25 protein-coding genes are annotated in these 25,666 nt (G+C 53.3%); 10 read left to right on the forward strand and 15 right to left on the reverse strand.

The annotated features are described in order from the left end of the window. Nucleotides 1-42 precede the first annotated feature (42 nt). From BGL48_RS06810 to BGL48_RS06825, 4 genes are all read right to left on the reverse strand, one after another. Nucleotides 43-771 (reverse strand): Slam-dependent surface lipoprotein, encoded by a 729-nt coding sequence (locus tag BGL48_RS06810; RefSeq protein ID WP_069361953.1) that lies wholly within the window; start codon nt 769-771, stop codon nt 43-45. 93 nt (nt 772-864) lie between these two features. Beyond that, on the reverse strand, nt 865-3,837 hold the full coding sequence (locus BGL48_RS06815) for a TonB-dependent receptor (protein WP_141698067.1): 2,973 nt from the start codon (nt 3,835-3,837) through the stop codon (nt 865-867). A gap of 79 nt (nt 3,838-3,916) precedes the next feature. Continuing rightward, entirely contained in the window at nt 3,917-4,843 is a 927-nt protein-coding gene (locus tag BGL48_RS06820) for a DUF4880 domain-containing protein (protein WP_069361955.1), read from the reverse strand. Nucleotides 4,844-4,846: 3 nt separating this feature from the next. After that, nucleotides 4,847-5,356, reverse strand: a complete 510-nt coding sequence (locus tag BGL48_RS06825; RefSeq protein ID WP_069361956.1) for a sigma-70 family RNA polymerase sigma factor — start codon at nt 5,354-5,356, stop codon at nt 4,847-4,849. Nucleotides 5,357-5,664: 308 nt separating this feature from the next. Here BGL48_RS06825 and gmk point away from each other — a divergent pair, with 308 nt between their 5' ends. From gmk to recG, 5 genes are all read left to right on the forward strand, one after another. Next, nucleotides 5,665-6,288 carry a guanylate kinase gene (gene gmk / locus BGL48_RS06830; RefSeq protein WP_069361957.1) on the forward strand — a complete coding sequence of 208 codons (624 nt, stop codon included), beginning with the start codon at nt 5,665-5,667 and terminating at the stop codon, nt 6,286-6,288. A 114-nt stretch (nt 6,289-6,402) separates the two neighbouring features. Further along, entirely contained in the window at nt 6,403-6,675 is a 273-nt protein-coding gene (rpoZ, locus tag BGL48_RS06835) for a DNA-directed RNA polymerase subunit omega (RefSeq protein ID WP_046074663.1), read from the forward strand. Nucleotides 6,676-6,702: 27 nt separating this feature from the next. Continuing rightward, complete coding sequence (gene spoT, locus BGL48_RS06840; protein WP_069361958.1) at nt 6,703-8,802, forward strand: bifunctional GTP diphosphokinase/guanosine-3',5'-bis pyrophosphate 3'-pyrophosphohydrolase; 2,100 nt, start codon at nt 6,703-6,705, stop codon at nt 8,800-8,802. An 80-nt stretch (nt 8,803-8,882) separates the two neighbouring features. Then, the gene (trmH, locus tag BGL48_RS06845) at nt 8,883-9,584 is read left to right on the forward strand and encodes a tRNA (guanosine(18)-2'-O)-methyltransferase TrmH (RefSeq protein WP_069361959.1); all 702 of its coding nucleotides are present in this window, start codon (nt 8,883-8,885) and stop codon (nt 9,582-9,584) included. A 38-nt stretch (nt 9,585-9,622) separates the two neighbouring features. Beyond that, nucleotides 9,623-11,701: an ATP-dependent DNA helicase RecG gene (recG, locus tag BGL48_RS06850; protein WP_069361960.1), complete on the forward strand. Its 2,079-nt coding sequence runs from the start codon at nt 9,623-9,625 to the stop codon at nt 11,699-11,701. On the opposite strand, the gene BGL48_RS06855 is transcribed toward recG, so the two are convergent. The 3 genes from BGL48_RS06855 to ompR form a co-directional block, all read right to left on the reverse strand. After that, entirely contained in the window at nt 11,686-12,081 is a 396-nt protein-coding gene (locus tag BGL48_RS06855) for a GntR family transcriptional regulator (protein WP_069361961.1), read from the reverse strand. The genes recG and BGL48_RS06855 overlap by 16 nt on opposite strands. A gap of 100 nt (nt 12,082-12,181) precedes the next feature. Beyond that, a complete protein-coding gene (gene envZ / locus BGL48_RS06860; protein ID WP_069361962.1) occupies nt 12,182-13,507 on the reverse strand; it encodes a two-component system sensor histidine kinase EnvZ in 1,326 nt (441 codons plus the stop codon). 2 nt (nt 13,508-13,509) lie between these two features. Beyond that, on the reverse strand, nt 13,510-14,226 hold the full coding sequence (ompR, locus tag BGL48_RS06865) for a two-component system response regulator OmpR (RefSeq protein ID WP_046074657.1): 717 nt from the start codon (nt 14,224-14,226) through the stop codon (nt 13,510-13,512). A 221-nt stretch (nt 14,227-14,447) separates the two neighbouring features. On the opposite strand from ompR, the gene greB reads away from it, so the two are divergent. Together greB and BGL48_RS06875 are read left to right on the forward strand one after the other, a co-directional pair. Then, nucleotides 14,448-14,942, forward strand: a complete 495-nt coding sequence (greB, locus tag BGL48_RS06870) for a transcription elongation factor GreB (RefSeq protein ID WP_069361963.1) — start codon at nt 14,448-14,450, stop codon at nt 14,940-14,942. A 91-nt stretch (nt 14,943-15,033) separates the two neighbouring features. Then, nucleotides 15,034-17,331, forward strand: a complete 2,298-nt coding sequence (locus BGL48_RS06875; RefSeq protein ID WP_069361964.1) for a Tex family protein — start codon at nt 15,034-15,036, stop codon at nt 17,329-17,331. A 57-nt stretch (nt 17,332-17,388) separates the two neighbouring features. On the opposite strand, the gene BGL48_RS06880 is transcribed toward BGL48_RS06875, so the two are convergent. The 3 genes from BGL48_RS06880 to bioH all read right to left on the reverse strand — a co-directional run bounded on the left by BGL48_RS06880 (nt 17,389) and on the right by bioH (nt 19,164). Further along, the gene (locus BGL48_RS06880; protein WP_069361965.1) at nt 17,389-17,862 is read right to left on the reverse strand and encodes a hypothetical protein; all 474 of its coding nucleotides are present in this window, start codon (nt 17,860-17,862) and stop codon (nt 17,389-17,391) included. A gap of 64 nt (nt 17,863-17,926) precedes the next feature. Further along, a complete protein-coding gene (locus BGL48_RS06885) occupies nt 17,927-18,286 on the reverse strand; it encodes a hypothetical protein (RefSeq protein ID WP_069361966.1) in 360 nt (119 codons plus the stop codon). Nucleotides 18,287-18,384: 98 nt separating this feature from the next. Continuing rightward, nucleotides 18,385-19,164 (reverse strand): pimeloyl-ACP methyl ester esterase BioH, encoded by a 780-nt coding sequence (bioH, locus tag BGL48_RS06890; RefSeq protein WP_069361967.1) that lies wholly within the window; start codon nt 19,162-19,164, stop codon nt 18,385-18,387. A 39-nt stretch (nt 19,165-19,203) separates the two neighbouring features. Between bioH and BGL48_RS06895 the strand changes: the two genes are divergently transcribed. Together BGL48_RS06895 and nfuA are read left to right on the forward strand one after the other, a co-directional pair. After that, on the forward strand, nt 19,204-19,935 hold the full coding sequence (locus BGL48_RS06895; protein WP_083238472.1) for a ComF family protein: 732 nt from the start codon (nt 19,204-19,206) through the stop codon (nt 19,933-19,935). 36 nt (nt 19,936-19,971) lie between these two features. Beyond that, a complete protein-coding gene (gene nfuA / locus BGL48_RS06900; RefSeq protein ID WP_176719644.1) occupies nt 19,972-20,631 on the forward strand; it encodes a Fe-S biogenesis protein NfuA in 660 nt (219 codons plus the stop codon). 61 nt (nt 20,632-20,692) lie between these two features. On the opposite strand, the gene dinF is transcribed toward nfuA, so the two are convergent. Further along, complete coding sequence (gene dinF, locus BGL48_RS06905) at nt 20,693-22,033, reverse strand: MATE family efflux transporter DinF (protein ID WP_069361969.1); 1,341 nt, start codon at nt 22,031-22,033, stop codon at nt 20,693-20,695. Nucleotides 22,034-22,237: 204 nt separating this feature from the next. Between dinF and BGL48_RS06910 the strand changes: the two genes are divergently transcribed. Further along, complete coding sequence (locus tag BGL48_RS06910) at nt 22,238-22,486, forward strand: DUF3862 domain-containing protein (protein WP_069361970.1); 249 nt, start codon at nt 22,238-22,240, stop codon at nt 22,484-22,486. A gap of 18 nt (nt 22,487-22,504) precedes the next feature. On the opposite strand, the gene cyoE is transcribed toward BGL48_RS06910, so the two are convergent. The 4 genes from cyoE to BGL48_RS06930 are packed head-to-tail and all read right to left on the reverse strand — an operon-like array spanning nt 22,505 to nt 25,632. Then, nucleotides 22,505-23,407 carry a heme o synthase gene (cyoE, locus tag BGL48_RS06915; RefSeq protein ID WP_069361971.1) on the reverse strand — a complete coding sequence of 301 codons (903 nt, stop codon included), beginning with the start codon at nt 23,405-23,407 and terminating at the stop codon, nt 22,505-22,507. Continuing rightward, the gene (locus tag BGL48_RS06920) at nt 23,382-24,404 is read right to left on the reverse strand and encodes a COX15/CtaA family protein (protein WP_069361972.1); all 1,023 of its coding nucleotides are present in this window, start codon (nt 24,402-24,404) and stop codon (nt 23,382-23,384) included. Before BGL48_RS06920 ends, cyoE begins: the two co-directional genes overlap by 26 nt. 2 nt (nt 24,405-24,406) lie before the next feature. Beyond that, nucleotides 24,407-24,928 (reverse strand): hypothetical protein, encoded by a 522-nt coding sequence (locus tag BGL48_RS06925; RefSeq protein ID WP_069361973.1) that lies wholly within the window; start codon nt 24,926-24,928, stop codon nt 24,407-24,409. Continuing rightward, nucleotides 24,925-25,632: an SURF1 family protein gene (locus BGL48_RS06930; protein WP_158012815.1), complete on the reverse strand. Its 708-nt coding sequence runs from the start codon at nt 25,630-25,632 to the stop codon at nt 24,925-24,927. Before BGL48_RS06930 ends, BGL48_RS06925 begins: the two co-directional genes overlap by 4 nt. Nucleotides 25,633-25,666: the final 34 nt, after the last annotated feature.

Below are 25,666 nucleotides of genomic sequence, written 5' to 3' on the forward strand. Positions count from 1 at the left end.
AAAAGCAGAGGCACATCGCCTCTGCATCATAAAAAATAAACGCTATTTTTTGGTGCCGCCAAAGGCGGTATTGAGATCGCGGTCGGCAAAGGTTGCAATCCCAGCAAGGGCTGCGGCGTCTGCACCAAAGAAATGGCCTTGTGTGTCCCCTACAACCCCTGGACCACTACGTAAAGCATGCGCGTCACCCTTAAACGCTGCAGTTTTCGCATCAATATCTGCATCAATGCTTAGTTTCATCGCAGCATTACTGATGGTGCCGCGAACGGTTTTAGCGGAAAAGTCTGCGTTAAACTCACCAGTCAATGCATTATTGCCAGTAAAGCGATTCAAGCCAGTCACTGCATAAGATGCCGTGCCCGATGAGGGCAGACTCGTTTGGGTGTTATCGCCCGCATAATACACACTGCGATCTTGACCATTACCGGCAAAGTCTTGCGACCATTCACCAAACCACACGTCGCCCGCACCGGCCTGCGCAAAGTTAAACACTCCCGCATCCCCGGCATGTGATGTGCCATTGGTGTAAATGTCGCCTTGCTTTTGGGTACTGATGGCACGGGTCACCCCTTCAAAGTCCACTTTGAATTTCGAGGAGATACGGTTGTCATTACCAATCCCCGCCTTACCCATTGTATGGGGGCCAAAAGGCACATTGGATGTGCCGACTTCAATATTGGCGTCATCGCTTTGTGTGCCAACAATATTAGCCAAAGCAGATGTGGTAGTTAAAATGGCACTTAGTGCTATCACGACGGTTTTGTAAGGCATAATGTGACTCCTAGGTAAATGATTTCAACGTCCAGCAAATTATTTGCTTCATCCTCTTTACCGTTCAGTTCAGGCAAACCCGTAACCGCGTCGTTAAAATTTTGCTTTTAGCATCAATTTAATAGTCCGCCCTGGCGCCGGTACACTGGAACGCACCAGTGGGTCAATGTGGTAGACATCGGTTAAATTGGTCCCTACGACTTCAAGCGCGATGTGGCGTGATAGCTGATAATTGGCAAATGCATCAAACGTTAAGGTATCGTCGCGCTGGACCACCTCATCTGACTTGGCTTTGGCAAGGTACGCGCCTTTGATCCCAGCTTCTAACTGACGATTTAAAAAGCGATGGCCCAGTTTCAGCGACGTCGACCACGCTGGGGGGACTTGCGATTCTAAATATCCGCCAGGAAAACCGCCAAACAAACAATTGCGATAATATTCTGGCTCGTCGGGGCGATAACGTGTGACGACGGAGCTCTCATCACAGACTTGATTGGTGAGCATGTAAGCGCCATTTAAATCGGCAAACCAATCACCATCATCGTAGTTCGCTTGCAGCTCCAACCCTGCCAGCGTCTGCGAATCAATATTGCTAAAGCGCAGCATGTCATCTCGCTCGATCACGTTTTCAGTGAGGTGGTGAAAGTAAGCCAGTTTCAGATCACCGTGAGTAAAATGATGAATGTAGCCTAACTCGTGATTCACCGTTGCTTCGGGTTTGAGGCTGGTATACGCATTATTTAACGCGGAAAAGCTAAGTGTGCTTTCAAAGAGGCTTGGAAAGCGCAACATTTGGCTGTAGCGATAGTAAATACGGTCTTGCGGCGTGGGAGAAAATGCCACGGAGGCAAACGGTGACCAACCCTGCCCGTGATCGTGTGTTTTGGGACGCATATTCACTTTGGTATTCAATTGATTGGTCGCACGACACGTCCCTTCAATGTAGTTGTCGGGTAATAGTCCGTTAGCAGGGTCACAGGGGTTTTGCGCACGGCTATATTTACCATTTCCATCATGTAACCAAGCTTGTGTGCGCTCTTCAATTTTACCTTCTTCGCGCAGCTTGGCTTCTTCTTCTGCAAGATCAACCAATATCTGGCTTTCAGGCACCCCAAAAAATTCCAAACTTTCGCGATAACGGTCCAACCTCGCCTGAATTTCAGCCTCACTCAAGAACACCCGCACTTTATAGCTGGCTTCAAGCCCCGGCGAGACAGCCTGCTGCGTGAACAGGGTATCGCCCCCTTCGGCTTGGCGCGCTGCAAGGAAGTCATCTTTAACATCAAAGCCTTGAAACTTCACACCAGCGTTAAGCGTCCATTGGGTATGTGGCTGCCAAGTGGCTTGTAAGCTGGCATCAAATTCTTGATAGGTCCCTTCTTGTGGAAAGTGCACCCAACCATCGGCTTTGTTCGCATCATAAGTATCATCAGAACGTTGCTCTCGGTATTGATATCGTCCTGCGGCAGTAATAGATAAGGTGTCACTGAACGCCATGGTATTGCTGATATTCAGGCCAATACGGCTATCTTTTGCATTGGACGCAGCAGTATTGCGCAACAGGGTGCTGTAGCCCGGTAACAGGTCATGGTTATTGGCATAGTTAGGAAACCCACCTCGGGTATTGGAATCGCTGACGGTGTAGGTGGTCCATAACTTGGCCGTTAAATCAATCCAAGGGTCCTTTGGCGACCAATGATAATCAAGGTTATAAGCTTGCGCTCGCACGCGGCTAAGTGGCCATTGCGCCATTTTATTGCCATCGACTAAGTCACCAGAGCGGCTCGCCATGATCTCACCATACTCGGCATCGGTGTAGCGCGCGCCAAGGCTCAATTGCTGCGCGCCCTCGAAAAGGAATGTACTTTTCAGCAACACAGATTCGGTTTCGCTGGACGTATTGGGAATTTCCGCGCCCGGCAGATGGCGCAGCGCCAAGGTCTCTGGATCGATCTTGGTCATATAGGCTTCTTTCGAATCGCCGCTTTTATAAAAACCACTATCATGTTTGCCCCCATAATAATTGCCTTTATAGCGATAAGCGTAAGCAGCTAACCATTCCATGCTTTCGCCTCGTTTCGCCAGCGCAAGACGGTAAGCGTAGTCATCCCCCGAGAAAGGATTGTTGTTCTTGTTGTGGCTCATCGGCTGCCAAAGCGAAGGATCGGCGTAAGGGTATTGTGGCGTGGACGGAAACCCGTCGACTTCTCGATAGTCTTGCCCTGTGTATAAGGTCCCTAACGTGGGCGCAACCGCATTGTTGCTACCTTCAATCAAGAACTCACCGCCAAAGTCTTTTCCCGGCAGCAAAATATCTTGCGCAGAGAGGGTATTGACGATCACCGCGCCGCCTGTGGATGTTTTGACATTCGCCACAGTATTGGGGCCTTTGATGACCTGCACACCACCAATTAAGTTGGGATCAATATAGCTGCGATTCGAGACACCGCGATAGCCACGCCAGACAGTCAGCCCTTGCTCTGTACCATCAATGAGAACAGGCACACGACCCGGCCCTTGGACACCACGAATATTTGGGTCAATGCCTCCGCCGTTGCGCGCATCGCCACTGTACACATTGGGCATACCTTTAAAGAGATCAGCCGCATCTTTACCTTTATATCGCTCAACCTCTTTTTTGCCCGCGTACACCGTTGACCGGTTGTCATCGTAAACAGCATATTTACCCGCTTCATCGCGACTAATCTCCTCTTCCGAAAACGACACATCTAGGGTATCGAGCGTCAGCGACTCTGTGCTGTCGGTAATTTGATAGCTGCCATCGGCTTGTCGGTGTGCCGTCAACCCCGTACTGGTCAGCAGGGTGTTGAGGCCTTGCTCTGGAGTAAACTGTCCGTCGAGCCCCGCACTGTAAAAACCTTCGGACAAACGCGCATCCAGATGAAATTCGATACCCGATGCCAGCGCAAAGGCTTTTAATACCGCATCAAGCTCTCCGGCGGGAATCTGGTAGGTATTTACCGTGTCTGTTTGGGCATAAACGGGGGAATAAAAAGGCACGCCCAAGGTTAACGATAGACACAATATCGATGACTGCAGTTTCACAATACGGCTCCACTTAAGTGAATTGACTAACCGATACACCGAACGAAGGCGTGAGATCCGTAAAGATGAATGTCATTTTTTATTGGGCTGGAATAATTTGCACCCAGAGCGCAGTACGAAAGCGCAGGGCAATAGGCAGAATGGTTTCTAAATTCGCCAGCGTTTGCTGGATATTACGGGTGGAAAATACCCCCGTCACGGTTAGATCATTCAGTTGTGCATCTAAGCGCAACCAGCCTGAGAAATACCGTGAGAGCTCTTCAACCAGCGCCGAAAGCGGCATGCGTTCAGCCACAAGTTTTTGCTCCAACCAACTCACCGCGTGAGTTTCTAAAGGTGCAAGATGCTGCACCTTATTGGCTGTGCATTGCACCGAATGCCCGGCGGGAATGTGACGCAGTTGACCCTGATACGGCTGAATACGCGCGTTGGTCGATAACAATTGTATAGCACTGAAACGCGTAAACTGGCGCACAGCAAGTTGGCCTTGATCCTCAACCCACACCTGACCGTGGGCGGTGAGAACCGATAAAGGCGATGCCGCCTCGAGCATCACTTCACCGCGCTCAAGGAAAATCTGTTTTTTCCCGCCTTGATAATCGACCCACACCCGCGAATCTGTGTTTAACGCGATACGACTCTGATCCGGCAAGGTGAACTGCTTAAGTTCCCCGACTCGGCTTGCCAAGGCAACGCCCTGTTCGTAACGCTGCGCATTGGAGCGCCATGCCAATAAGCACCCTGCGCCAATACCAATGCCACCGAGCACCAAAAACCGCCGGCGCGACAAGCCACTTTGTCGCAATAAGACCGAATGATGTCCCGAGACATCCTGAAGCTGGGATTGCACACCTTCCAGCGCTTGCCATGCCTTTTCATGATGAGGGTGAGCACGTCGCCACTGTGATAGCGCTTGTTTATCCTGCTCAGACACATCGTCCGCCCACATACGGGCCATCCATTGTGCCGCTTGCTCAACCACATGAGGTGATAAAGACGACATCATGAATCACTCTTGCGCGGCGAGTACACAGGCAGCCAGTGCCTTGGCAACATATTTCTCTACCGAGGAAACCGAGACAGAAAGCGCCTTTGCGATGTCTTTATAGCTCATTCCCTCGAGCTGGCGCATCAGCAAAGCCTGCCGCACCTTGACCGGTAAATGCCCTAATAACGCATCAACCGCCACCAAGGCTTCCATGGTTTGTTGGTGTTGCTCGGGCGAGCTGGCCATGAGTTCTGGCTGCGCTTGCAGATAGTCTAAGTAAGCTTGCTCAACGCGACGACGGCGATACCAATCGATGATCAAGCCTTTGGCGATATGGGTAAGGTAAGCACGCGCACTGTCTGTATCAGGCAAACGGCCAGAGTTAAGCAAACGCAAATAGGTGTCTTGAACTAAATCTGCCGACGTTGACGGGCAACCCATTCGTCGCTGAATAAAGCCCGAAAGCCAGCGCTGATGTGACACATACAGCGAGGTAACACCCTGATGTAACGCCTGCTGACTCCCTATCATTGAATGTGCTCCCTACATCTAAACCGACCACTAAATACAAACGCTAACAATTATCATTAATAATTGCGTATATGCAAGCATGTTCTAGATAGAGCCATGCTTTATCGACTCAGCGCACAGTTTGTGTCACACCGGCAATCGCGCACGCGTGTATCGAGTCAGTAACTTCACGCTCTAGCGTTCAAATCCCCGCCGGTTCGTGCTACCCTGCGCGCCTCCCACGGGGAACAACTATCTATTCGTCGATCGACGCCTGTACGTATACGCTATACTGCGGATGGGCATCAGCCAGTGAAAGTGATCAATCCATGAGCCAAGGTACGCTTTACATTGTTTCCGCCCCAAGTGGTGCGGGCAAATCTAGTCTGATTTCAGCGCTGCTGAATGATAACCCTCGCTATGACATGAAAGTGTCTGTGTCTCACACGACGCGCGCTATGCGTCCTGGTGAAGAAAACGGTGTGCATTATCATTTTGTCTCCGAGGAAGAATTTCAGTCACTGATTGCACAGGAAGCGTTCTTAGAGCACGCGCAAGTGTTTGGCAATTATTACGGCACCTCGCGCGTATGGATTGAAAAAATGCTTAATAATGGTGTCGATATTTTTCTCGATATCGATTGGCAAGGCGCTGAGCAAATTCGTCAGCAAATGCCGAACAGCAAGAGTATTTTCATTTTGCCACCCAGCCGTGAAGAGTTAGAACGACGCCTCACGACACGTGGCCAAGACAGTGAGGAAGTGATTGCGCAACGCATGCAGGAAGCACGCACCGAGATCTCTCACTATGCTGATTATGATTACCTGATTATTAATGATGACTTTGATGTCGCATTGATGGATATTAAGGCCATCATCCGTGCCGAGCGGATGGCACAAGCCAAACAAGCCAGCAAGTATCATACAATGATCGACGAACTGTTGGCTGACTAACCACCACATTGAGACGTGGCCATTGCCCCAGCCAACGCTGGCAATAGGTCGCGGCCTTTTGTATACTTTTCGGTCATTTTGAATGACCTATTGATGACATAGCTGGAGTCCTTCATGGCACGCGTAACTGTTCAAGACGCCGTTGAAAAAATTGGTAACCGCTTCGATCTCGTTCTGGTTGCGGCTCGCCGCGCCCGTCAAATGCAAACGGGCGGCAAAGATGCCCTCGTCGCAGAAGAAAACGACAAGTACACAGTGATCTCTTTGCGTGAAGTTGAAGAAGGACTGATCAACAAAGAAGTCCTCGACGCACGAGAGCGTCAGGAGAAGCAAGAGCAAGAAGCCGCTGAAATGGCCGCGGTAAGCACCATTTCTGGTCAACGTTAAACGCTGCATTTATCAGGGACAGGCCGTTTGTATCTATTTGATAGCCTGAAAGAAGTTGCTAGCCAGTATTTGCCGGAGTCACAGCTTGAAGCGCTTCGGCAAGCTTACCTAGTAGCCAGGGATGCCCACGACGGGCAAACCCGCTCAACCGGCGAACCTTATATTATTCACCCCATCGCGGTGGCACGGATCTTGGCAGAAATGCGCTTGGACTGTGAAACCTTGATGGCGGCATTGCTGCATGATGTGATTGAGGACACTGAGGTGACCAAAGACGATCTGCAGCAACGCTTTGGTGATGTGGTAGCCGACTTGGTGGACGGGGTGTCTAAGCTTGATAAGCTTAAATTCCGCGATCGCAAAGAGGCCCAGGCCGAGAACTTCCGCAAAATGGTCATGGCGATGGCCCATGACATTCGCGTGATCCTGATAAAACTGAGTGACCGCACCCACAATATGCGTACCTTGGGCGCCCTACGCCCAGATAAAAAGCGCCGTATCGCCCGTGAAACGCTAGAAATCTTCGCGCCCCTCGCCCATCGTCTGGGTATCCATAATATAAAAGTCGAGCTTGAAGAGCTCGGCTTTGAGGCCTTGTACCCCAATCGCTACCGCGTGCTTAAAAAGGTGATCGCGCAAGCGCGGGGCAACCGCAAAGAGATGATCCAAAAAATCCATGCGGAAATTGAAGGCCGCTTGGAAGATGCAGGGATTAAAGCCCGTGTGTTGGGCCGAGAGAAAAACCTCTACTCCATCTATAACAAGATGAAGAACAAAGAGCAGCGTTTCCACACCATCATGGATTTGTACGCGTTTCGGGTGATTGTGGGTGATCTCGATACCTGCTACCGCGTGCTGGGGCAAATGCATAACTTGTATAAGCCACGCCCAGGCCGGCTCAAAGACTATATCGCGGTGCCCAAAGCCAACGGGTATCAATCACTGCACACCTCTATGATTGGCCCGCATGGTGTCCCGGTGGAAGTACAAATTCGTACCGAAGACATGGATCAAATGGCGGATAAAGGGGTCGCGGCACACTGGGCATACAAAAGTGGCACCGACAGACCCTCTGGCACCACCGCGCAAAAACGGGCGCAGCGTTGGATGCAGAACATTATCGAGCTGCAGCAAAGCGCCGGCAGCTCGTTCGAATTTATCGAGAGCGTCAAATCGGATCTCTTCCCCGACGAGCTGTACGTCTTTACCCCCAAAGGGCGGATTGTCGAGCTGCCTGTCGATGCCACTGCGGTCGACTTTGCCTATGCCGTCCACACCGATGTCGGCAACACCTGTGTTGGGGCAAGGGTTAATCGTCAGCCTTACCCGCTGAGCCAGCCGCTCAAAAATGGTCAAACGGTTGAGATTATCACCGCACCAGGCGCGCGTCCTAATGCCGCTTGGCTCAACTATGTGGTCACCGCGCGGGCACGGACGAAAATCCGCCAGGTGCTAAAAACCATGCGCCGAGAAGAGTCGGTCACCCTAGGGCGTCGCCTGCTCAATCACGCGCTCGGAGAGAAAAACCTAGCGGATATTAATCCTGAACGCGTTGACGCTGTACTGAGCGACTTGAAGCTCAAAACCAGTGACGACTTACTGGCATCGATTGGTCTTGGCGAACTCATGAGCGTGGTGATCGCTCGTCGCTTGCTAGATCAAGATCCGGCCGCCCCTACCGAAGGCAAAATGCCGATTCGTGGTGCGGATGGCATCTTGGTGACTTATGCCAATTGCTGTCGCCCGATCCCAGGTGACCCCATCATTGCGCATGTCAGCCCAGGTAAAGGCTTGGTTATCCACCGTGAAACCTGTGCCAACATCCGCGGCCACCGCCAAGAGCCGGATAAATATATGCCGGTCGAGTGGGCGGACGATTTTGAACAAGAGTTCAGCACCCGGGTACGCGTGGATATGCAAAACCACCAGGGAGCATTGGCCGACCTCACCAATACCATCGCCGCAACCGGATCCAATATCCAAGGGTTAACCACCGAAGAGCGCGATGGTCGCCTATACACTATCTTTGTTCGCTTAACGACCAAAGACAGAGTGCATTTGGCCAACATTATGCGTCGCCTTCGCGTGATGCCTAATGTGGTGAAAGTGAGCCGCCAGAAAAACTGAGTGCCCCAACCCATCATTACCTGTCGCCCGCCCTTTGGCGGGCGTCACCGTTTTTTGCCTGTTATTGACGGAATTGAATCATGACCCCTGAACGCTTTGAACGCATTCATCAGGTCTTGGCCCAACGCCAGCCTGATCTCACTGTCTGCATGGAGCAAGTTCACAAGCCCAATAATATTTCCGCCATCATTCGCACGGCCGACGCGGTAGGCATTCACCGCATGCATGCGGTATGGCCAGAAGGCACCAAGATGCGCACCCTCGGCGGCACATCGGCCGGCTCGCGCAACTGGATAGATGTGGTCACTCACAACACCACGGAAGAAGCCTTTGATGCCATGCACGCCCAAGGGATGCAGGTGTTAGTCACTAACTTGTCGGATACCGCGGTCGATTTTCGCGAGATCGACTACACCCGTCCGACGGCCATCGTGCTGGGGCAAGAAAAACAAGGCATCAGTCGCGAAGCGCTCGACAAAGCGGACCAAGACATCCTCATTCCTATGGTAGGTATGGTACAGTCACTCAATGTGTCAGTGGCCAGTGCCTTGATTTTGTACGAAGCACAGCGCCAACGCCAAGCGGCTGGCATGTATCAGTTGGATAAGACACGCTTGCCCGACCACGAGGTTCACCACATTTTGTTCGAGCGTGGTCACCCGGTGCTTGCCCGCGTGGCAAAACAAAAAGGCTTGCCTTATCCTCCCTTAGATGAACACGGTCAAATTGTGGCCGACGAGGCGTGGTGGGCACAGATGCAGGCGGCCAAACATCCACGTTAGTCCGACACGCGAGCCAGAGCGAACCCATAGAGAAACGGATGCGATCTTCGATGCTAAGTGCGGTGACTGTTGATACCTTAAGTGGCGTTGGCAGCAAAATGGCAGAAAAACTGGCAAAAATAGGCCTGCATACGGTGCAGGATGTTTTATTTCACCTGCCTTATCGTTATGAAGATCGCACCCGTGTGTGGCCGGTCGCCAGCCTCTTACCCGGCCAACATGCCACCATCGAAGGCGAAATCACCCACAATGACACCGTGTTTGGTCGCCGCCGGATGCTCACGGTTCGGGTGCAAGATAACAGTGGCGCGTTAACGCTGCGATTTTTCAACTTTAATGCCGCAATGAAAAACAGTTTAGCCGTAGGTAAGCAAGTAAAAGCCTACGGTGAGCTCAAGCGCGGAAAGCACGGGCTGGAGATCATTCACCCCGAGTATCAGGTATTTTCCGAGCCTACCGAGTTGGTGATGGAAGAAACCCTCACCCCCGTGTACCCCACCACGGAGGGGCTGCGCCAAGCGACGCTGCGTAGCCTGACCGATCAAGCCCTGGCTTTGTTAGACAAAAGTGGCGTCGACGAGCTGCTGCCCGAGGGCTTGTACGATAGACAACTTTCGCTGCGCGATGCATTACACCTTTTGCATCGTCCGCCGCCCGAGACCGTGTTGGAAGACTTACTAGCAGGGCAACACCCTGCTCAACGACGCTTAATCATTGAAGAGCTCCTTGCCCAGCATCTGTCGATGCTGTCTGTGCGTCATCATGCCCAACAAGTGAAAGGCTTTGCCCTCGCGCCCAGTCAGTCATTAGGGCAGCGTCTTTTAGATAACCTGCCTTTCACTCCCACCGGCGCACAAACCCGGGTGGTGAGCGAGATCAGCGCCGATTTGGCCAAGCCGTTTCCGATGATGCGCCTCGTGCAAGGCGATGTGGGGGCAGGTAAAACCTTGGTCGCTGTGCTGGCCGCCTTGCAAGCGATTGAACAAGGCCATCAAGTTGCGTTGATGGCACCGACCGAGCTATTGGCCGAACAACACGCCACTAACTTCGCTCAGTGGCTCGAACCACTGGGCATTCAAGTCGGTTGGCTGGCCGGCAAGCTAAAAGGGAAAGCGCGGGAGCAAACCCTAGCAAGCATCGCTGACGGCGAAGCGAAAATGGTGGTCGGTACCCATGCTTTGTTTCAAGCGAGCGTCCAGTTCGACAGCCTAGCGTTAGTCATTATTGATGAACAACACCGCTTTGGCGTTCATCAACGTCTCGCGCTGCGTGAAAAAGGCGAGCAGCAAGGCGCCCATCCGCACCAGCTTATCATGACCGCGACCCCTATTCCCCGTACCTTGGCGATGACCGCGTATGCGGATCTTGAAACGTCCGTCATCGATGAATTACCCCCGGGGCGCACACCCATCCAAACCGTCGCCGTCCCCGACACCCGCCGAGACGATATCATCGCCCGCGTCAGTGCTGCTTGTGCAGCCGGTCGACAAGCGTATTGGGTGTGCACCTTGATTGAAGAGTCCGACGCCTTAGAAGCGCAAGCCGCGGAAGACACAGCCACCGCGCTTAAAGAAGCCCTCCCCAACCTGGAGATTGGCTTAGTTCACGGGCGAATGAAAGCGGCAGAAAAGCAAGCGGTCATGGAAGCGTTTAAGCAAGGCGAGTTACAGTTATTGGTGGCGACAACGGTTATTGAAGTGGGCGTCGATGTCCCTAACGCCAGCCTAATGATTATCGAAAACCCCGAGCGACTCGGGCTGGCACAACTCCACCAGCTACGTGGCCGTGTCGGCCGTGGTTCCGTCGCCAGTCATTGTGTGCTGCTTTACCATGCCCCTTTATCCAAAACCGCCAGTCAGCGGCTTGGGGTGCTGCGCGATAGCAATGACGGCTTTGTGATTGCGCAGCGCGATCTCGATATTCGTGGACCCGGCGAGCTTCTTGGCACCCGCCAGACCGGGCTGGCTGAGTTTAAGATTGCCGATTTGGTCAGAGATCAGGGGCTGATCCCTGAAGTGCAAAAACTGGCCACGCACCTACATCAACACTATCCACAACATGCTCAAGCGATTATTCGCCGCTGGCTGGGGCATAAAACCCACTACTCCAATGCCTGATCGCCGCTATAACGCTCCCAATGCGTCATGATCAGCGCCATGGTTTCTGACTTGCTGTACCCCGCTTCACTGGCCGCCTGGATAAAGTGCGCCAGTGCGCCTTCAACGTAGTGCAAACGCTGCTCGGGCTCAGCCGGGCGCATGGTTTCACTCACCTGCATGCCCACACCGGGCAAGCGCTCCAGCCAGCCCTCGTCGGCCAATTGTTGATAGCTGCGCGACACCGTCATTGGGTTCATCGCCAATGTTTTGGCCAGTTGCCGCACCGAGGGAAGGCGCGCGCCGGGGTAGAGGGTGCCGCTGGCAATTTGCCGTTGAATTTGATCAATCAGCTGCTGAAATTTAGGCGTCGGATCCTGACTATCTAGCGATAAACGCATGGCCGTTTCCCAGTGTATTGAGTCTCTATGACAGTATGGTCTACCCTCCTGGTTCCGCGACTTCCGCGGCCAAAAACGTGGTCACACGCACACAAGGGCGTTATTTTTTATTGCCCACAGGAAACGTCATCTGAATTCTTAACCCACCTTCAGTACGTGACGACAAGCGAATATCACCATGAAGCTGTTCCACAATCCGTTTCACGATCGCTAGCCCTAGCCCCGTTCCTTCGCTGCCCCGCGCCGTATCGCCGCGGGTGAACGGCTGGAACAAGGTATTTTCGAGACTCGCTTCAATGCCCGGGCCATTATCTTCCACTTCCACCCACTGATAGGTGTGATCAGCATTACTGCCACAACCGAGACGGACCCAGCCATGACCGTATCGCACCGCATTAACCACCAAGTTAGTCACCGCACGCTTTAACGCTACCGAGTTAGCAAATAGCTCTCCGTGCAATGCCCCTAGGTCGAGATCAATATCGACCCCCATTTGTTGCTGATTACTCGCCACATCGCGGCAAATACTCGCCAAGTCAACAGGGTCAGGGTCTTGCTGCTGCACCGCGCGCAAGTAGTCCATAAACTGGTTGATGATTTCATTACACTCTTCGGTGTCCTCGGTAATGCTATCGGCCAAATAGGCGTCATCCGATGACATCATTTCAGTGGCAAGGCGAATGCGCGTCAGTGGCGTGCGCAAATCATGGCTGACGCCTGCCATAAGCAAGGCGCGATCTTCTTCCAACTTGCGTATACCGGCTGACATTTTATTAAACGCGACCGTCACCGCCTGAATTTCTGATGCCCCTCGTGGTGGGACAGGATCGGGAAAACGGCCATCTGCCACATCTAACGCCGCGCGCTCAAGTGCCACGAGTGGACGGTTTTGCATCTTGATAAATAGCCACCCGCCCGCAATCACCAACAGGGCAATCACTAAGCTGTATTGAAATAAAGGCGCAAAGTCGTCTTGATGCAGCTCCGATAGCGGGATCCGCATTAGAAAATCGTCAATCTGGTCAAACTTCAGCCACAGCACGTAACTGTCTTCACCACTGACCAAGCGCACTTCGGTTTGGGTGCCCAACTCCTCGCTGATATGCTCGCTTAAATAATCAATTTCCATGGCGTCTTTAAACGCCGCCGCAGGCTCACTATTGGGCGCATGCAAGGTGACCCCAATCTGCTCCAACAATTGCCGCCGCACGGGTTCACCCAGGTGAAGGACTTCACCATCCTTAAGATACCAGTCTTCTTCCAGCATCAAGCGTACTTCAAAAGCGAGGATCTTGTTGAACTGCTGCAAACTGGGCAGTAAGGCATAATTAACGATGGTTAGATAAGAAAAAACTTGGCTGGCAATTAATAAGCCAGCCAAGATAAACAAGGTACGTGCAAAGTTAGTCCGCGGTGACATCCGCATCGCTACACCTCTCCATCCGGCACGAATACGTAGCCGAGCCCCCATACGGTTTGAATGTAACGTGGTTTACTCGGATCTTCTTCTATCATCCGACGCAAACGCGAGATTTGTACATCAATCGAGCGCTCCATCGCCGAATACTCACGGCCACGCGCCATGTTCATCAACTTGTCTCGTGATAACGGCTCGCGCGCATTGGTGACCAAGGCCTTAAGCACCGCGAACTCGCCGGATGTGAGTGTCATGGGCTCATCATTGCGAAACATTTCTCGCGTGCCCAAGTTGAGGCGAAACTCGCCAAAGGTCACTGTGGTTGAGTCTGCACTCGGCGCGCCTGGCGCTTCAATGGTCTGCCGGCGCAATACCGCCCGTACTCGCGCCAATAGCTCTCGCGGGTTAAAAGGCTTGGGTAGGTAATCATCGGCACCCACTTCTAAACCGACAATGCGATCAATCTCATCGCCCTTGGCGGTCAACATCAAAATGGGCAACTGGTTATTCGCTTGACGTAAACGGCGACACACTGACAGGCCATCTTCCCCCGGCAACATCAGATCCAGCACCATCAGGTGAAAGGCTTCACGCGCGAGTAAGCGATCCATTTGCTCGGCATTGGCCACACTACGTACCTGAAAACCTTGCTCGGTCAGGTAGCGTTCCAGTAGCGAGCGCAGACGCATATCATCATCCACCACTAGAATTTTATAGTTCTCTTGCATGCTAAGCCCTCAATGCTGATCGTTGCCCGGCCATCGATTGGCCGTCACTTATATCATACTGAATTTTGCCACAGTTCTCTTTCAGACCGCGTGTTTGTCTGCCGTCAAGCGAGGGGTAAATTGTTACCGAGTGTTGCCTCGACAAGTTTGCCCGCTTCTTGTACTTTCCTGGACAAGGTTATATCGCGCGACGCCGAATGGCTAGCGAAAGGAGAGGTAACGTGAAAACCAAATTGGTGACCCGAGAAGGGTTTAACGCGCTCAAAGCCGAGCACGATTACCTGTGGCACGAACGGCGCCCAGAAGTGACCAAAATTGTCAGTTGGGCCGCCAGTTTGGGTGATCGCTCAGAAAATGCAGACTACACCTACAACAAACGTTTGTTACGCCAAATAGACCGCCGCGTCCGTTATCTGCGCAAACGCCTCAATGACTTAACTATTGTTGATTACGCGCCCGAGCAAGAAGGACGGGTCTTTTTTGGCGCCTGGGTAGAAATTGAAAACGAAGCCGGCGACACCAAGCAATTTCGAATCGTTGGTCCTGATGAGATTTATGAACGCAAAGATTACATTTCTATCGATGCCCCCATGGCGCGGGCGCTATTAAAAAAAGCCGTTGATGACGAGGTGGTGGTCTCAACCCCTGAAGGCGAAAAGCAATGGTTTGTGAATACCATTACCTACCCGAAACCCAGTGACAGCGACGCTCAGTAACACCTGAGGGAACCTTCGTCCCCATCGCGGTCAAAAATGCTATCCCTTGGCAGGGCGTTCCCCTGCCGTGCTTGTAGAGAAAAGGAAACACATGCACACATCCATTACACACACCCTGGCGCACGAACTCAATGTCGCACCAGGTCAAGTTAAGACAGCGGTTGAGCTGCTTGACGATGGTAACACTGTCCCTTTTATCGCCCGCTATCGCAAAGAAGCGACCCAGGGCCTGGATGACTCGCAATTGCGCACCCTTGAGACCCGTTTGCTCTATCTGCGCGAATTGGACGCTCGTCGTGATACCATTCTCAAATCGATTGACGAGCAAGGCAAACTCACCGAGAGCTTGCGCCGCGATATTCTCGCTGCCGAGAGTAAAAACCGCTTAGAAGATCTCTATCTGCCTTACAAACCCAAGCGCCGAACCAAAGGCCAAATTGCGATTGAGGCCGGCCTAGCACCCTTGGCTGAGGCCTTATGGCAAGACGCCTCACACAACCCTGACACACTTGCTGAGCAATACATCAATGCTGAAAAGGGCGTCGCCGACACCAAAGCGGCACTCGAGGGGGCCCGCGCCATCATGATGGAGCGCCTTGCCGAAGATGCGAGCTTATTAGAGACGCTGCGCCAATACCTTAAGCAATACGCGGTGCTGCGCGCCACCGTGGTTGCTGGCCAGGAAGAAGCCGGTGCCAAGTTCAAAGACTACTTTGCTCACCAAGAGCCAATCGCCAAAGTACCGTCTCATCGTGCCTTAGCCATGCTTCGTGGTCGCAATGAAGGCGTGCTACAGCTGGCACTGGTTGCCGACCCCGACCAAGCACCAGACAGCAAGCAAAGCGTGTGCGAGACCATGATTGCTCAACACTATCAGCTGTCTTTGGGCACCGCCCCGGCAGACCGTTGGCGCAAACAAGTCATCGCCTTTGCCTGGCGAGTAAAAATCTTGATGCATCTTGAGACCGAGTTCATGGCCAACCTGAAAGAGCGCGCAGAGAACGACGCCATTGATGTGTTTGCCGCCAACTTAAAAGATGTATTGATGGCTGCACCGGCCGGCCCTCGCTGCACCATGGGGATAGACCCAGGCCTACGTACCGGCTGTAAAGTGGCGGTGGTGGATGGCACTGGCAAACTGCTCGACACCGCCACCATTTACCCCACCGCGCCTAAACACGATATTGAAGGGGCGAGTAAAACACTGCGCCGTTTTATTGATCGCCATGGCGTGAACTTGATTGCGGTCGGCAATGGCACCGCCTCACGTGAAACCGAACACTTTGTCACCACCATGCTCAAACAAGCCGATTTGAGCATCCAAACCGTGATGGTCAGTGAGGCCGGTGCCTCGGTTTACTCAGCGTCAGAGCTGGCAGCCAAAGAATTTCCCGACCTGGATGTCTCGCTACGTGGCGCGGTTTCTATCGCCCGCCGCCTGCAAGACCCCCTCGCCGAGCTGGTTAAAATTGATCCTAAATCGATTGGCGTCGGTCAGTACCAGCACGATGTCTCTCAACACCAGCTGGCGAAAAAGCTTGATGCAGTGGTGGAAGACTGTGTGAACGCCGTAGGGGTCGATGTCAATATCGCGTCCGCGCCGCTGCTCAATCGCGTAGCGGGTCTCAGCCAAACAATGGCGCAAAACATTGTTGCCTTTCGCGATGAAAATGGTCGATTTGGCGATCGTAAAACCCTGCTGAAAGTGCCGCGCCTTGGCCCCAAAGCCTATGAGCAATGCGCTGGCTTTTTACGGGTAATGGATGGCGCCAACCCGCTTGACCGCTCGGGTGTCCACCCAGAGACCTATCCATTGGTCAAACATATCGCCCAAAAGACGGGTAAGGCCATCGATGCCTTAGTGGGTAACACGGGCTTATTACAAAGCTTAACCGCCAGTGACTACGCGGATGACACCTTTGGCCAAATCACCGTCACCGATGTATTGAACGAGCTGGCCAAACCCGGCCGCGATCCGCGCCCTGAGTTTAAAACCGCGACCTTTGCCGAGGGCGTGAATCAGATCAGTGACTTAAAACCAGGTATGCAGCTCGAAGGCGTGGTCACGAATGTCACGCACTTTGGTGCGTTCGTCGATATTGGCGTCCACCAAGACGGCCTCGTACACATCTCCGCGCTATCAAACCGCTTTATTAGCGATCCACGCGACGTGGTCAAAGCCGGTGACGTGGTGAAAGTAAAAGTCATGGAGGTGGATGCGCCGCGCAAGCGAATTGGGTTATCGATGCGCCTCGACGATACCCCAGCCACCAGCGAACCCTCAGCCGCCGCCCCTAAGCCACGTGAGAAAGCGCCGAAAAAGCGCCAGGACAAACCCGCTGCAATGGGCAGCATGGCCGATGCCTTTGCCCGCGCCAAGCGCTCCTAACCAAAAAGCCCCACGAAACATCGTGGGGCTTTTTCATCGTGGCATCATTGACACCACTTAAATCACAATCAGCACCTCTGAGGGCATGTTCGCCACGGTTGCTTGCTGATAACGCATGGCAACCACCGCACGCGTTTGCTCGAACCTTTTCAGCTCTTCAACTTTCTCCAGCACCTCTTCCGGCATTTTCAACCCCAAGGGATAGCCGTTGTCTTTGCGTGCTTGCTCTCCAGGCTCATTACGTGCCATGGCATCAACACGCCCAGCAATATTGGCACCGTCGTAATCAGCGCCGGACAAGGACTCGCGACTGTAGTCGAGCGAATAATTAGGGTGCTGTGACGGATCCCAGGATGAGCGGCCGAGCTGCTTACCTTGATCGGTCGCCGCTTTGCCGTGTTCTGGCTCTGGGGCTTGCTTGGTAGGGACAATTTTTTCGCGCATGCGATTGTCCCGCGCAACTTGTTCAGTTGGCGGGTTCACCGATGGCGCGACAGTTGGGATACTGACGCTTGCTGGCGATATATTCATCTGATGCTACCTCCCAACATCAGCTGAAGGCCTAATTGTCAGTGCGGCCTCGTCTCCTTATAGTTTAGACGACAACCGCGAGTATGGTACCTATTGTGCCCAGCGCAGACAAAAATTGTCCCGCACCATAGGCCGCATCATCGTTTTCTTTCACTTTGTCCGGGTGGTCCATGCCCAACGCACCATAGGTAAAGGATTCAACCGATGATTTATCTTCTGGCTTTTTAACACCTTCAGCGTTTTTCGCTGCTTTCACATCTTTGCTTTCTTTTGCTGCCTCGGCAGCGGAAAGCGTCTCAGCCGCCTTGGCTGTTTTCGTGTCTTTGGCCGCGTTGTCCGCATTTTGTTGCGGTTGTGTCGGCGCTTTTGGCTTCATCGTTTGTTGATGATACGCCTGAGACTGCCCAACGTTACCTACGTTCATTATGGTCTCTCCTAATGTCAGAGCAAGTGACATAGTTAACTTATCGGCAGAACCATGACAGGATTTAGTCAATTCTACCAAAAAACGATCAGCGTACACTATTTGGGCGGCAAGTTTGTGCCTAAAAAGGCAAGTAGCTTGTCCACCACTTCGTCAGGCTCCGTCACAAAAGGGGCATGAGCACTGTGTGCCAATACCGCACATTGCGAATGAGGCGCTAACGCAGAGACAGCTTCCGCCACTGATGCGGGCACCAAACCGTCTAGCCGCCCGTATAACCGCAGCCACGGCACACAAATCGCCTCACACTGCTGGCGCAGATCCGTGTTTGCCAGCATCGCCAAGCCATCCGCCAACGCGCGAGGGTCGGGCGCCGGGCGCGAAAATACCGCTTGTTTGAGTGCTTTCACATCTTTTCTCGCCGTGGGTGACCCCATGGCTTGTAGCGCCATGAAGCGCTCCACCGTTTGCGAAAAATCACGCTCAAGCTGGTCGGCAAAGTCGGTGAGTACCGCCGACTTGATCCCACGCCACCCTGGCTCTGCTACAAACTTGGGTGAGCTGGCGATAGTGACCAATCCAGTCACGCGCTGTGGCGATAACAGTGCGGCTTGTGTTGCCACTAATCCGCCCAGTGACCAACCTATCCAAGTTGCATGCGCTGGTGATTCTTTAAGCAACACTTGTGCCAGTTTCTCGATATCAAGATCCGGTTGGTGGGCGCTGTCGCCAAAACCCGGCAGGTCAACACAGTGAACACGATAGTGCGCGGTCAAGTAAGGGAGCAACATTGACCAGACAGCGCTGTTCATTCCCCAGCCATGAATGAGAACCAGATCGGGACCTTGCCCGTGAGATTGCCAATCACATAACGCCATGCTTTACACTGCCTTGGTTGCTTTTCAATCAAGGTGCCTATGATATCAGCAATCACACCACGGCGCTTCACGCGTTTACTCACCCACTGGAGAGGCAAACTCTTGCCCTCTCAGTGTCCGGTTTGCCACTTGTCATTGGATGCCGCACCCGAGAGTGCCACCCCGGCTTTATGCTGTGCCGCCTGCTGGGATGCGCACTATTCTTATTGTCTATGCCAATGTTGCGGCCTGCCGGTCCCAACCCCACAAGCACGCTGTGGTGTCTGCCTTAGCCACCCTCCAGCATGGGACCGCTTGGTCGCGATCAGTGCCTACGAGGATCCGCTGCCGCAGCTTATCCATGCATTTAAATACCAACAGGCCTTTGAATTGGCGATACCTTTTGCCCGCCAGTTAAGTGAACGTATCCATCACCCCGCCCCCGTATTGCTGCCTGTTCCACTCCATTGGCGGCGCCGCTGGCAGCGCGGCTTTAATCAAAGCGGGCATTTAGCCTGGGCACTGGCCGACTACCTGGATACTCACGTCGTCGATAACGTTTTAGTCCGACATCGCCATACTGCGCCACAACAAGGTTTAAGCCGACAGGCGCGGCTCTCTAATCTGAAACATGCGTTTGCGATCAGCGGCGAGCTGCCAGATTCGCATGTGGCTATCATTGACGACGTGGTAACAACCGGACAAACGGTGTCACAACTGTGCCGGTTATTACGCCGTGCGGGAGCAGAAACGATCGATATTTACTGTTTGGCACGTACCGATCTACCCTAACGGAAAGCGTGCTATCCATGCTCATAAAGTAGCCACATGCTTCAAGGGGTGATAGCCAACGCAAACCGGAGTACACTGTATAAAACACACTGGATTAGTCAGGTATTTGTCGTGTCAGAAGTCAATATTTCAGAAAATGCACAAAGCCACTTTGTGAAGCTGCTTGAGCAACAGCCCGAGGGCACCAATATTCGCGTGTTTGTGGTTAACCCAGGCACGCCAAACGCCGAGTGCGGTGTTTCTTATTGTCCCCCCGAAGCGATAGAAGGCAGCGATACCGAACTCAAATTTAACGGCTTTTCGGCCTTTATCGATGAGATGAGCCTGCCCTTTTTAGACGAAGCGGAAATCGACTTTGTCACCGATAAAATGGGCTCACAGCTGACGTTGAAAGCACCGAATGCGAAAATGCGGAAAGTGGCCTCCGATGCGCCTTTGATGGAGCGGGTTGATTACGTGATTCAAAGCCAAGTTAACCCACAGCTTGCCAGCCATGGCGGCCATGTGAACTTGATTGAAATCACCGATGACGCGGTGGCGATTTTGCAATTCGGTGGCGGTTGTAATGGCTGCTCAATGGTAGACGTGACCTTAAAAGAAGGGATCGAAAAGCAGTTGCTGGCCGAATTCAGCGGTGAGTTGAACGGCGTGCGTGATGTGACTGAGCATGCCCGTGGCGATCACTCTTACTACTAAGACGCTGTCCCCTCCATCGCAAAAACAGGCCAACTGGCCTGTTTTTTTTGGTTGATAGGACTCAGCGGGTGACATCAAAAAAGCTGTCTCGTCTCCAGTGGTAAACAAAGCACACCGCGAGACTGAGCCCTCTTAGCGCCATAAAAGTAAGCATCGCTAACCACAAGGCGTGATTGCCCCATCCTTGCGCTAGCCACCAGGCAGCAAAAAAGCCTGCAGTGGCGACAAACATCCCATTGCGCATGTCTTTACCCCGCGTCGCGCCAATAAAGATACCGTCGAGCAAAAAGCACCACATCGACACCAAAGGCATAGCTACTAGCCAAGGTAAATAGCGTGCCGCTTGGTCACGCACCGCCTCAATATCGGAAATCAGCGCAATGATGTGATGGCCTGCCACGCCAAACGCCAGCGTGATCGCCAAGCAAATCACCAACGACCAAAAAGTGCTGCCTATCAGTGACACCAACAACGCAGACTTGCTCTGCGCGCCAATCGCTCTACCCACCATCGCCTCCATCGCATAAGCAAAGCCGTCCATCGCAAAGGAAATCAGCATCAGAAAGCTCATCAATACCGCATTGGCGGCCACAATCTCGTCACCAAGCGTCGCCCCTTGGAAGGTCATAAAAGTAAACGCCAACTGCAAACTAAGGCTGCGTAAAAAGATGTCTCGGTTAAGCTTTAGCAAACGGCTCATCCCAGTTAGCCCACGCTCAAACACCGACCAAACGGTCGGTAACTGACGCGATTGCCAGATACCTTTGACAAAATAGAGCCCCAGCATGAGGCCGAGATAATCGGCAACCACACTCGCCGCCGCGGCCCCCTCGACTTTCATATCGAGACCCACTACAAACAGCAAATCAAGGATAATATTGGCACTATTAACCACAATCAGCAGCCACATCGGCTGACGCGCATTTTGCGCCCCTAGTAGCCAGCCCATGATCACCAAGTTCATCAAGGTCGCCGGCGCACTAAAGATCCGAATGGAGAAATACTGGCTCGCGTAATGTTTGACTTCAGCACTGGCATCACTAAAGTGCATGACCCCCTCTAAAATGGGCACATGCAGTGCGATTAATAGCGTAGCCAACAGACCCGCTAAGGTCGCGCCACGCACAAAGGTCGCTGCCAGCTCACGGTTATCATTCGCGCCATAGGCTTGCGCGGTAAACCCGGTGGTCGCCATGCGCAAAAAGCCCAACAACCAAAAGGTGACATTAATCATGGTGCTGCCAACCGCCACGCCACCTAGATACCACGCATGCTCCAAATGGCCGATCACCGCGGCATCCACGAGCCCTAACAAGGGGACGGTAATGTTGGAGATCACCATGGGTAAAGCCAGCGATAAAACGCGCCAGTGAAGTTCACGCTGGGTTAAAGACTGCCACATACTGCCTCGTTTTGAATCTTAAAGAACCCACACTGAGTGAGGGAGGTAATCTATTTTTGATAAAGAACATGATTGCACCGACAAGCGCTCACATCCTTGGGTAGCCCTGATGGGTGCAGCAGTGTACCATTGCAGCAATCTCATCGACGAGCGGCAGCCTCACTGCGTCAACTGCCCTCATCACTGAATGAATAAGGAAGGGTTATGCGTATATTTTTTGCTTGTGTGTTGGTGGTATTACTCGCGGGCTGCTCGAAAGTCACCAAGCAAAACTATGATCAACTCGAAGTCGGCATGAGCTATGACGTGGTTGTGAGCCACATTGGCGAGCCAAGCCAATGCGACGACACCATGGGATTGACCCACTGTGTATGGGGTGGCGATGGTCAACACATCAAAGTCTCGTTTGTCGCCGACAAAGCCACCGTGCTGTCGGCAAAAGGGCTAAAATAGTCCCTCCAATCGCGCAACTCAATAGCGCAACGCGTGGTCGGCAAGCAGCACCACAAAGGTCGCAAAGATATGCCATATCGAGAACTTAAAGGTCTGCCACGCGATGCCTTTTTGCGACTGGGTTTTCAGTCGCCACGCATAGCCAACAAAGACCAGGTTTAGCGTGGTCGCCCCTACCAGATACAGCCAACCACTCATTCCAGTCAGCCAAGGGAAAATGCCCACGATGACCAGCAGTAGGGTATAAAGCAACACCATGGTTTGGGTAAACCCTACCCCGTGAGTGACCGGCAGCATTGGCACATCGGCTTTGGCATAATCATGGCGACGATGTATCGCTAACGCCCAAAAGTGAGGCGGCGTCCAGGTAAAAATGATCATCACCAACAGCAACGCATGCGCGTGAAGCTCTCCGGTCACCGCGGTCCAGCCTAGCAGTGGTGGCATTGCACCGGCCAAACCACCAATCACGATATTTTGCGGGGTCGCGGGTTTAAGCCACTGGGTATACACCAACGCATACCCGACCAGGCTAGCAAACGTTAGCCAAGCCGTGAGCGGGTTCAGCCACCAACAGGCGATAAAACCGCTCACCATCAGCCCTACCGCAAAGGCCAACGCGGCGCCTTGAGTCACTCGTCCCTCGGCAACGGGGCGATGGCGGGTGCGCTGCATTTTCGTGTCAATTTTCCAGTCGATAACATGATTAAACACCGCCGCGGCACTGGCTTGTGCGCCAATGCCAAATAACCCTACCAATACGGCCGACCAAGGTGGCCAGCCGGGGGTGGCTAAACACATTCCCACCAGCGCAGTGAGGAGCAACATGGCGACCACGCGCGGCTTGGTCAGCTCATAATAATCTCGCCAACTGGCGCCAGCAGGCGTCGAAACACTAGCGGTACGTTGAAACTGTGCCATCACGGGCTCCTTGTCGGATCGACGATGAAAGACATAAAAATCGGGTGAGGAGTAATGTGGCCAATAGCGACAATCCACCGAGGTTATGCGCCACCGCCACACTCAGGGGCAGTAGCGCGACCACATTGGTCACGCCCAGCGTAATTTGAATCGCCAACACGGCGCTGACACTCATTGCCAGCGCACGCGCCCCAGCACGCCACAGCATCCATGCCCAAGCGAGCACTAACACGGTGACCACCATGGCGCCCAGACGGTGGGTGGCATGAATGGTCACCCGCTCGGCATGGTTCAGCACCCCAAACTGATAGGTGTCGCTAAGAGGACTGACAGGATGAAAGGCGGAAGGGGTGAAAAGCTGCCACCAAGGGCTTTCACAGATAGGAAGCTGAGTGCATACAGTGGCGGCATAGTTGGCGGAGGTCCAGCCGCCGAGTCCGATTTGTATAATCACCGCCACCAAGGCCAAGGAGCCCACACGACGTGCGGATGACGACACCGCAATTGCCGGCAATCGGAGCGCGCCTGTTGCCACCGCCAGCCAAACCAGCAAGCATACCGTGGTGAAACCACCGAGTAAGTGCGCCATTACCACCACCGGCATTAAACTTAGGGTCACCGTCCACATCCCTAGGGCGGCTTGCGCGATGACCACCACACTGAGCAAGGTGGTCAGCGGTCGCAACGCCTGATAGTCAGGACGTCGCCAGCTGATCCACGCCAACGCAAAAATCGCCAGCCCTAGGGTGCCGGCCACGTAGCGGTGCAGCATTTCATTCCACGCTTTATTGATATCGAGCGGCGCATCTGGGAAACGCGACATGGCGACCGATTGCGCGCTGTCACTGGCCGGCACTCCTAAATGGCCATAGCAGCCGGGCCAGTCTGGGCAGCCCAGCCCTGCTTCAGTCAGGCGGGTATACGCGCCGAGTCCAACCACCAGCACGGCCAGTATCAGTGTCGATAAGACGGCGAGTTGGTAGCGACGCGTTGCCATAATCAGCCTACCTTAGACAACTTGAGAAGCCGTTTGAGATCGCGCAATAAGCCTTTACCTTGCGCCACCCACTGGGTTTTATCGTCACTGACTGGATAGGCCAGCACCACATTGTTCATCGGGTCGCTAAGATAAATGGTATTTTTATCAAACGCTTGCTGCTGCCATGCCTGCGCCTGCTCCGTCGTCAGGGTTTGCCGTGTCAGTACCTCCGGCGCTTTCTGGGCGGTGCTCATCAGTGCCACGCTACTGACCCGGTCTCGCTCTTTGCCTACCGCAATGGGAATTTGTGTTAACTGAAACAGCGCTTGTTCACACACAGAATCACATTGCTCTGGCACCCGATAAATCAACCGCCACTGGCCTTGTTCGGGTAACCAATTTAGGGTCGCTGGCTCAGAGAGAAACTGTCCGTAATTGGTGACCCCTTTTTCATACCAGCTTTTCTCCAGCACCAATTTCGCCACCACCACGGGCAGGACAAAAATGCCAATCAATGCCACCAGCGTCATGCGTCCTTTCACATCGCTTCCCTCTGTTTTGTTTTGTACCACCAAATACCTGCGCCAATACTGACCGCGAGCGCCATCAATGCCCATTGCAAAGCATAGCCATAATGTTTTGCTGGCGGCATCACCACCGGCTGCCACACTGGCGTCACCCCAGCTTGCGCCAAGGCATCTGTGCTCGGCGTGGTCACATCCACCAGTTTTTCTGTCCGTATCAGCCACTGCGGATTAAGCGTTGGCAATTGGGCCTTCAAGGCTTGTAAGTCAATGCGCTGCCTCCGAGCGGGCCAATCATGCGATGCCGTTTCTTTTTTGAGTACCACCCGCTTAGACGGTGTATCAACGAAGCCAGACAGCTGGTAACGCGATGCCAACTCTGGCACCGCCGGCAAGCGGCGCAGCGCAGGCGCGGCCATCCAGCCCAACTCCACTAGCCACCATTGCGATGGCTGCTGGCTTGGAATGAAGGGAAGAAAAAGGCGGTAGCCTACGCGACCTTGGTGAGTCTGATTGTCGAGCCACACGGCAAACTCGGGACGAAACTGGCCATCAATCGCCAGGTATTGCCCTTTTTGCACCGAGCCTGAGAGCGATTCCGGTGCTTGATTGGCCTCAAACTGTGCCAGATGTTGGGCTTTTTGCTCGCCACGCGTCCATTGCCAATGGCTTAACTTGACGAGCAGCAAGACCACAACCACAGTCAATATCAGAAACCCCATTCGCCGTCCTTGTTTCATGATTACCTATTGCGCT

It is taken from the genome of Salinivibrio sp. SS3 (genome assembly GCF_001722105.1).
In the GTDB taxonomy this organism is placed as follows: domain Bacteria; phylum Pseudomonadota; class Gammaproteobacteria; order Enterobacterales; family Vibrionaceae; genus Salinivibrio; species Salinivibrio kushneri.

Excerpts from the sequence above, each read along its gene's own strand:
- BGL48_RS06810 (WP_069361953.1), bottom strand. The coding sequence starts at position 771 with ATGCCTTACAAAACCGTCGTGATAGCACTAAGTGCCATTTTAACTACC.
- BGL48_RS06820 (WP_069361955.1), bottom strand. The coding sequence starts at position 4,843 with ATGATGTCGTCTTTATCACCTCATGTGGTTGAGCAAGCGGCACAATGG.
- BGL48_RS06825 (WP_069361956.1), bottom strand. The coding sequence starts at position 5,356 with ATGATAGGGAGTCAGCAGGCGTTACATCAGGGTGTTACCTCGCTGTAT.
- gmk (WP_069361957.1), top strand. The coding sequence starts at position 5,665 with ATGAGCCAAGGTACGCTTTACATTGTTTCCGCCCCAAGTGGTGCGGGC.
- rpoZ (WP_046074663.1), top strand. The coding sequence starts at position 6,403 with ATGGCACGCGTAACTGTTCAAGACGCCGTTGAAAAAATTGGTAACCGC.
- trmH (WP_069361959.1), top strand. The coding sequence starts at position 8,883 with ATGACCCCTGAACGCTTTGAACGCATTCATCAGGTCTTGGCCCAACGC.
- recG (WP_069361960.1), top strand. The coding sequence starts at position 9,623 with ATGCGATCTTCGATGCTAAGTGCGGTGACTGTTGATACCTTAAGTGGC.
- BGL48_RS06855 (WP_069361961.1), bottom strand. The coding sequence starts at position 12,081 with ATGCGTTTATCGCTAGATAGTCAGGATCCGACGCCTAAATTTCAGCAG.
- envZ (WP_069361962.1), bottom strand. The coding sequence starts at position 13,507 with ATGCGGATGTCACCGCGGACTAACTTTGCACGTACCTTGTTTATCTTG.
- ompR (WP_046074657.1), bottom strand. The coding sequence starts at position 14,226 with ATGCAAGAGAACTATAAAATTCTAGTGGTGGATGATGATATGCGTCTG.
- BGL48_RS06875 (WP_069361964.1), top strand. The coding sequence starts at position 15,034 with ATGCACACATCCATTACACACACCCTGGCGCACGAACTCAATGTCGCA.
- BGL48_RS06880 (WP_069361965.1), bottom strand. The coding sequence starts at position 17,862 with ATGAATATATCGCCAGCAAGCGTCAGTATCCCAACTGTCGCGCCATCG.
- BGL48_RS06885 (WP_069361966.1), bottom strand. The coding sequence starts at position 18,286 with ATGAACGTAGGTAACGTTGGGCAGTCTCAGGCGTATCATCAACAAACG.
- bioH (WP_069361967.1), bottom strand. The coding sequence starts at position 19,164 with ATGGCGTTATGTGATTGGCAATCTCACGGGCAAGGTCCCGATCTGGTT.
- BGL48_RS06895 (WP_083238472.1), top strand. The coding sequence starts at position 19,204 with ATGATATCAGCAATCACACCACGGCGCTTCACGCGTTTACTCACCCAC.
- nfuA (WP_176719644.1), top strand. The coding sequence starts at position 19,972 with ATGCTTCAAGGGGTGATAGCCAACGCAAACCGGAGTACACTGTATAAA.
- dinF (WP_069361969.1), bottom strand. The coding sequence starts at position 22,033 with ATGTGGCAGTCTTTAACCCAGCGTGAACTTCACTGGCGCGTTTTATCG.
- BGL48_RS06910 (WP_069361970.1), top strand. The coding sequence starts at position 22,238 with ATGCGTATATTTTTTGCTTGTGTGTTGGTGGTATTACTCGCGGGCTGC.
- cyoE (WP_069361971.1), bottom strand. The coding sequence starts at position 23,407 with ATGGCACAGTTTCAACGTACCGCTAGTGTTTCGACGCCTGCTGGCGCC.
- BGL48_RS06920 (WP_069361972.1), bottom strand. The coding sequence starts at position 24,404 with ATGGCAACGCGTCGCTACCAACTCGCCGTCTTATCGACACTGATACTG.
- BGL48_RS06930 (WP_158012815.1), bottom strand. The coding sequence starts at position 25,632 with ATGGGGTTTCTGATATTGACTGTGGTTGTGGTCTTGCTGCTCGTCAAG.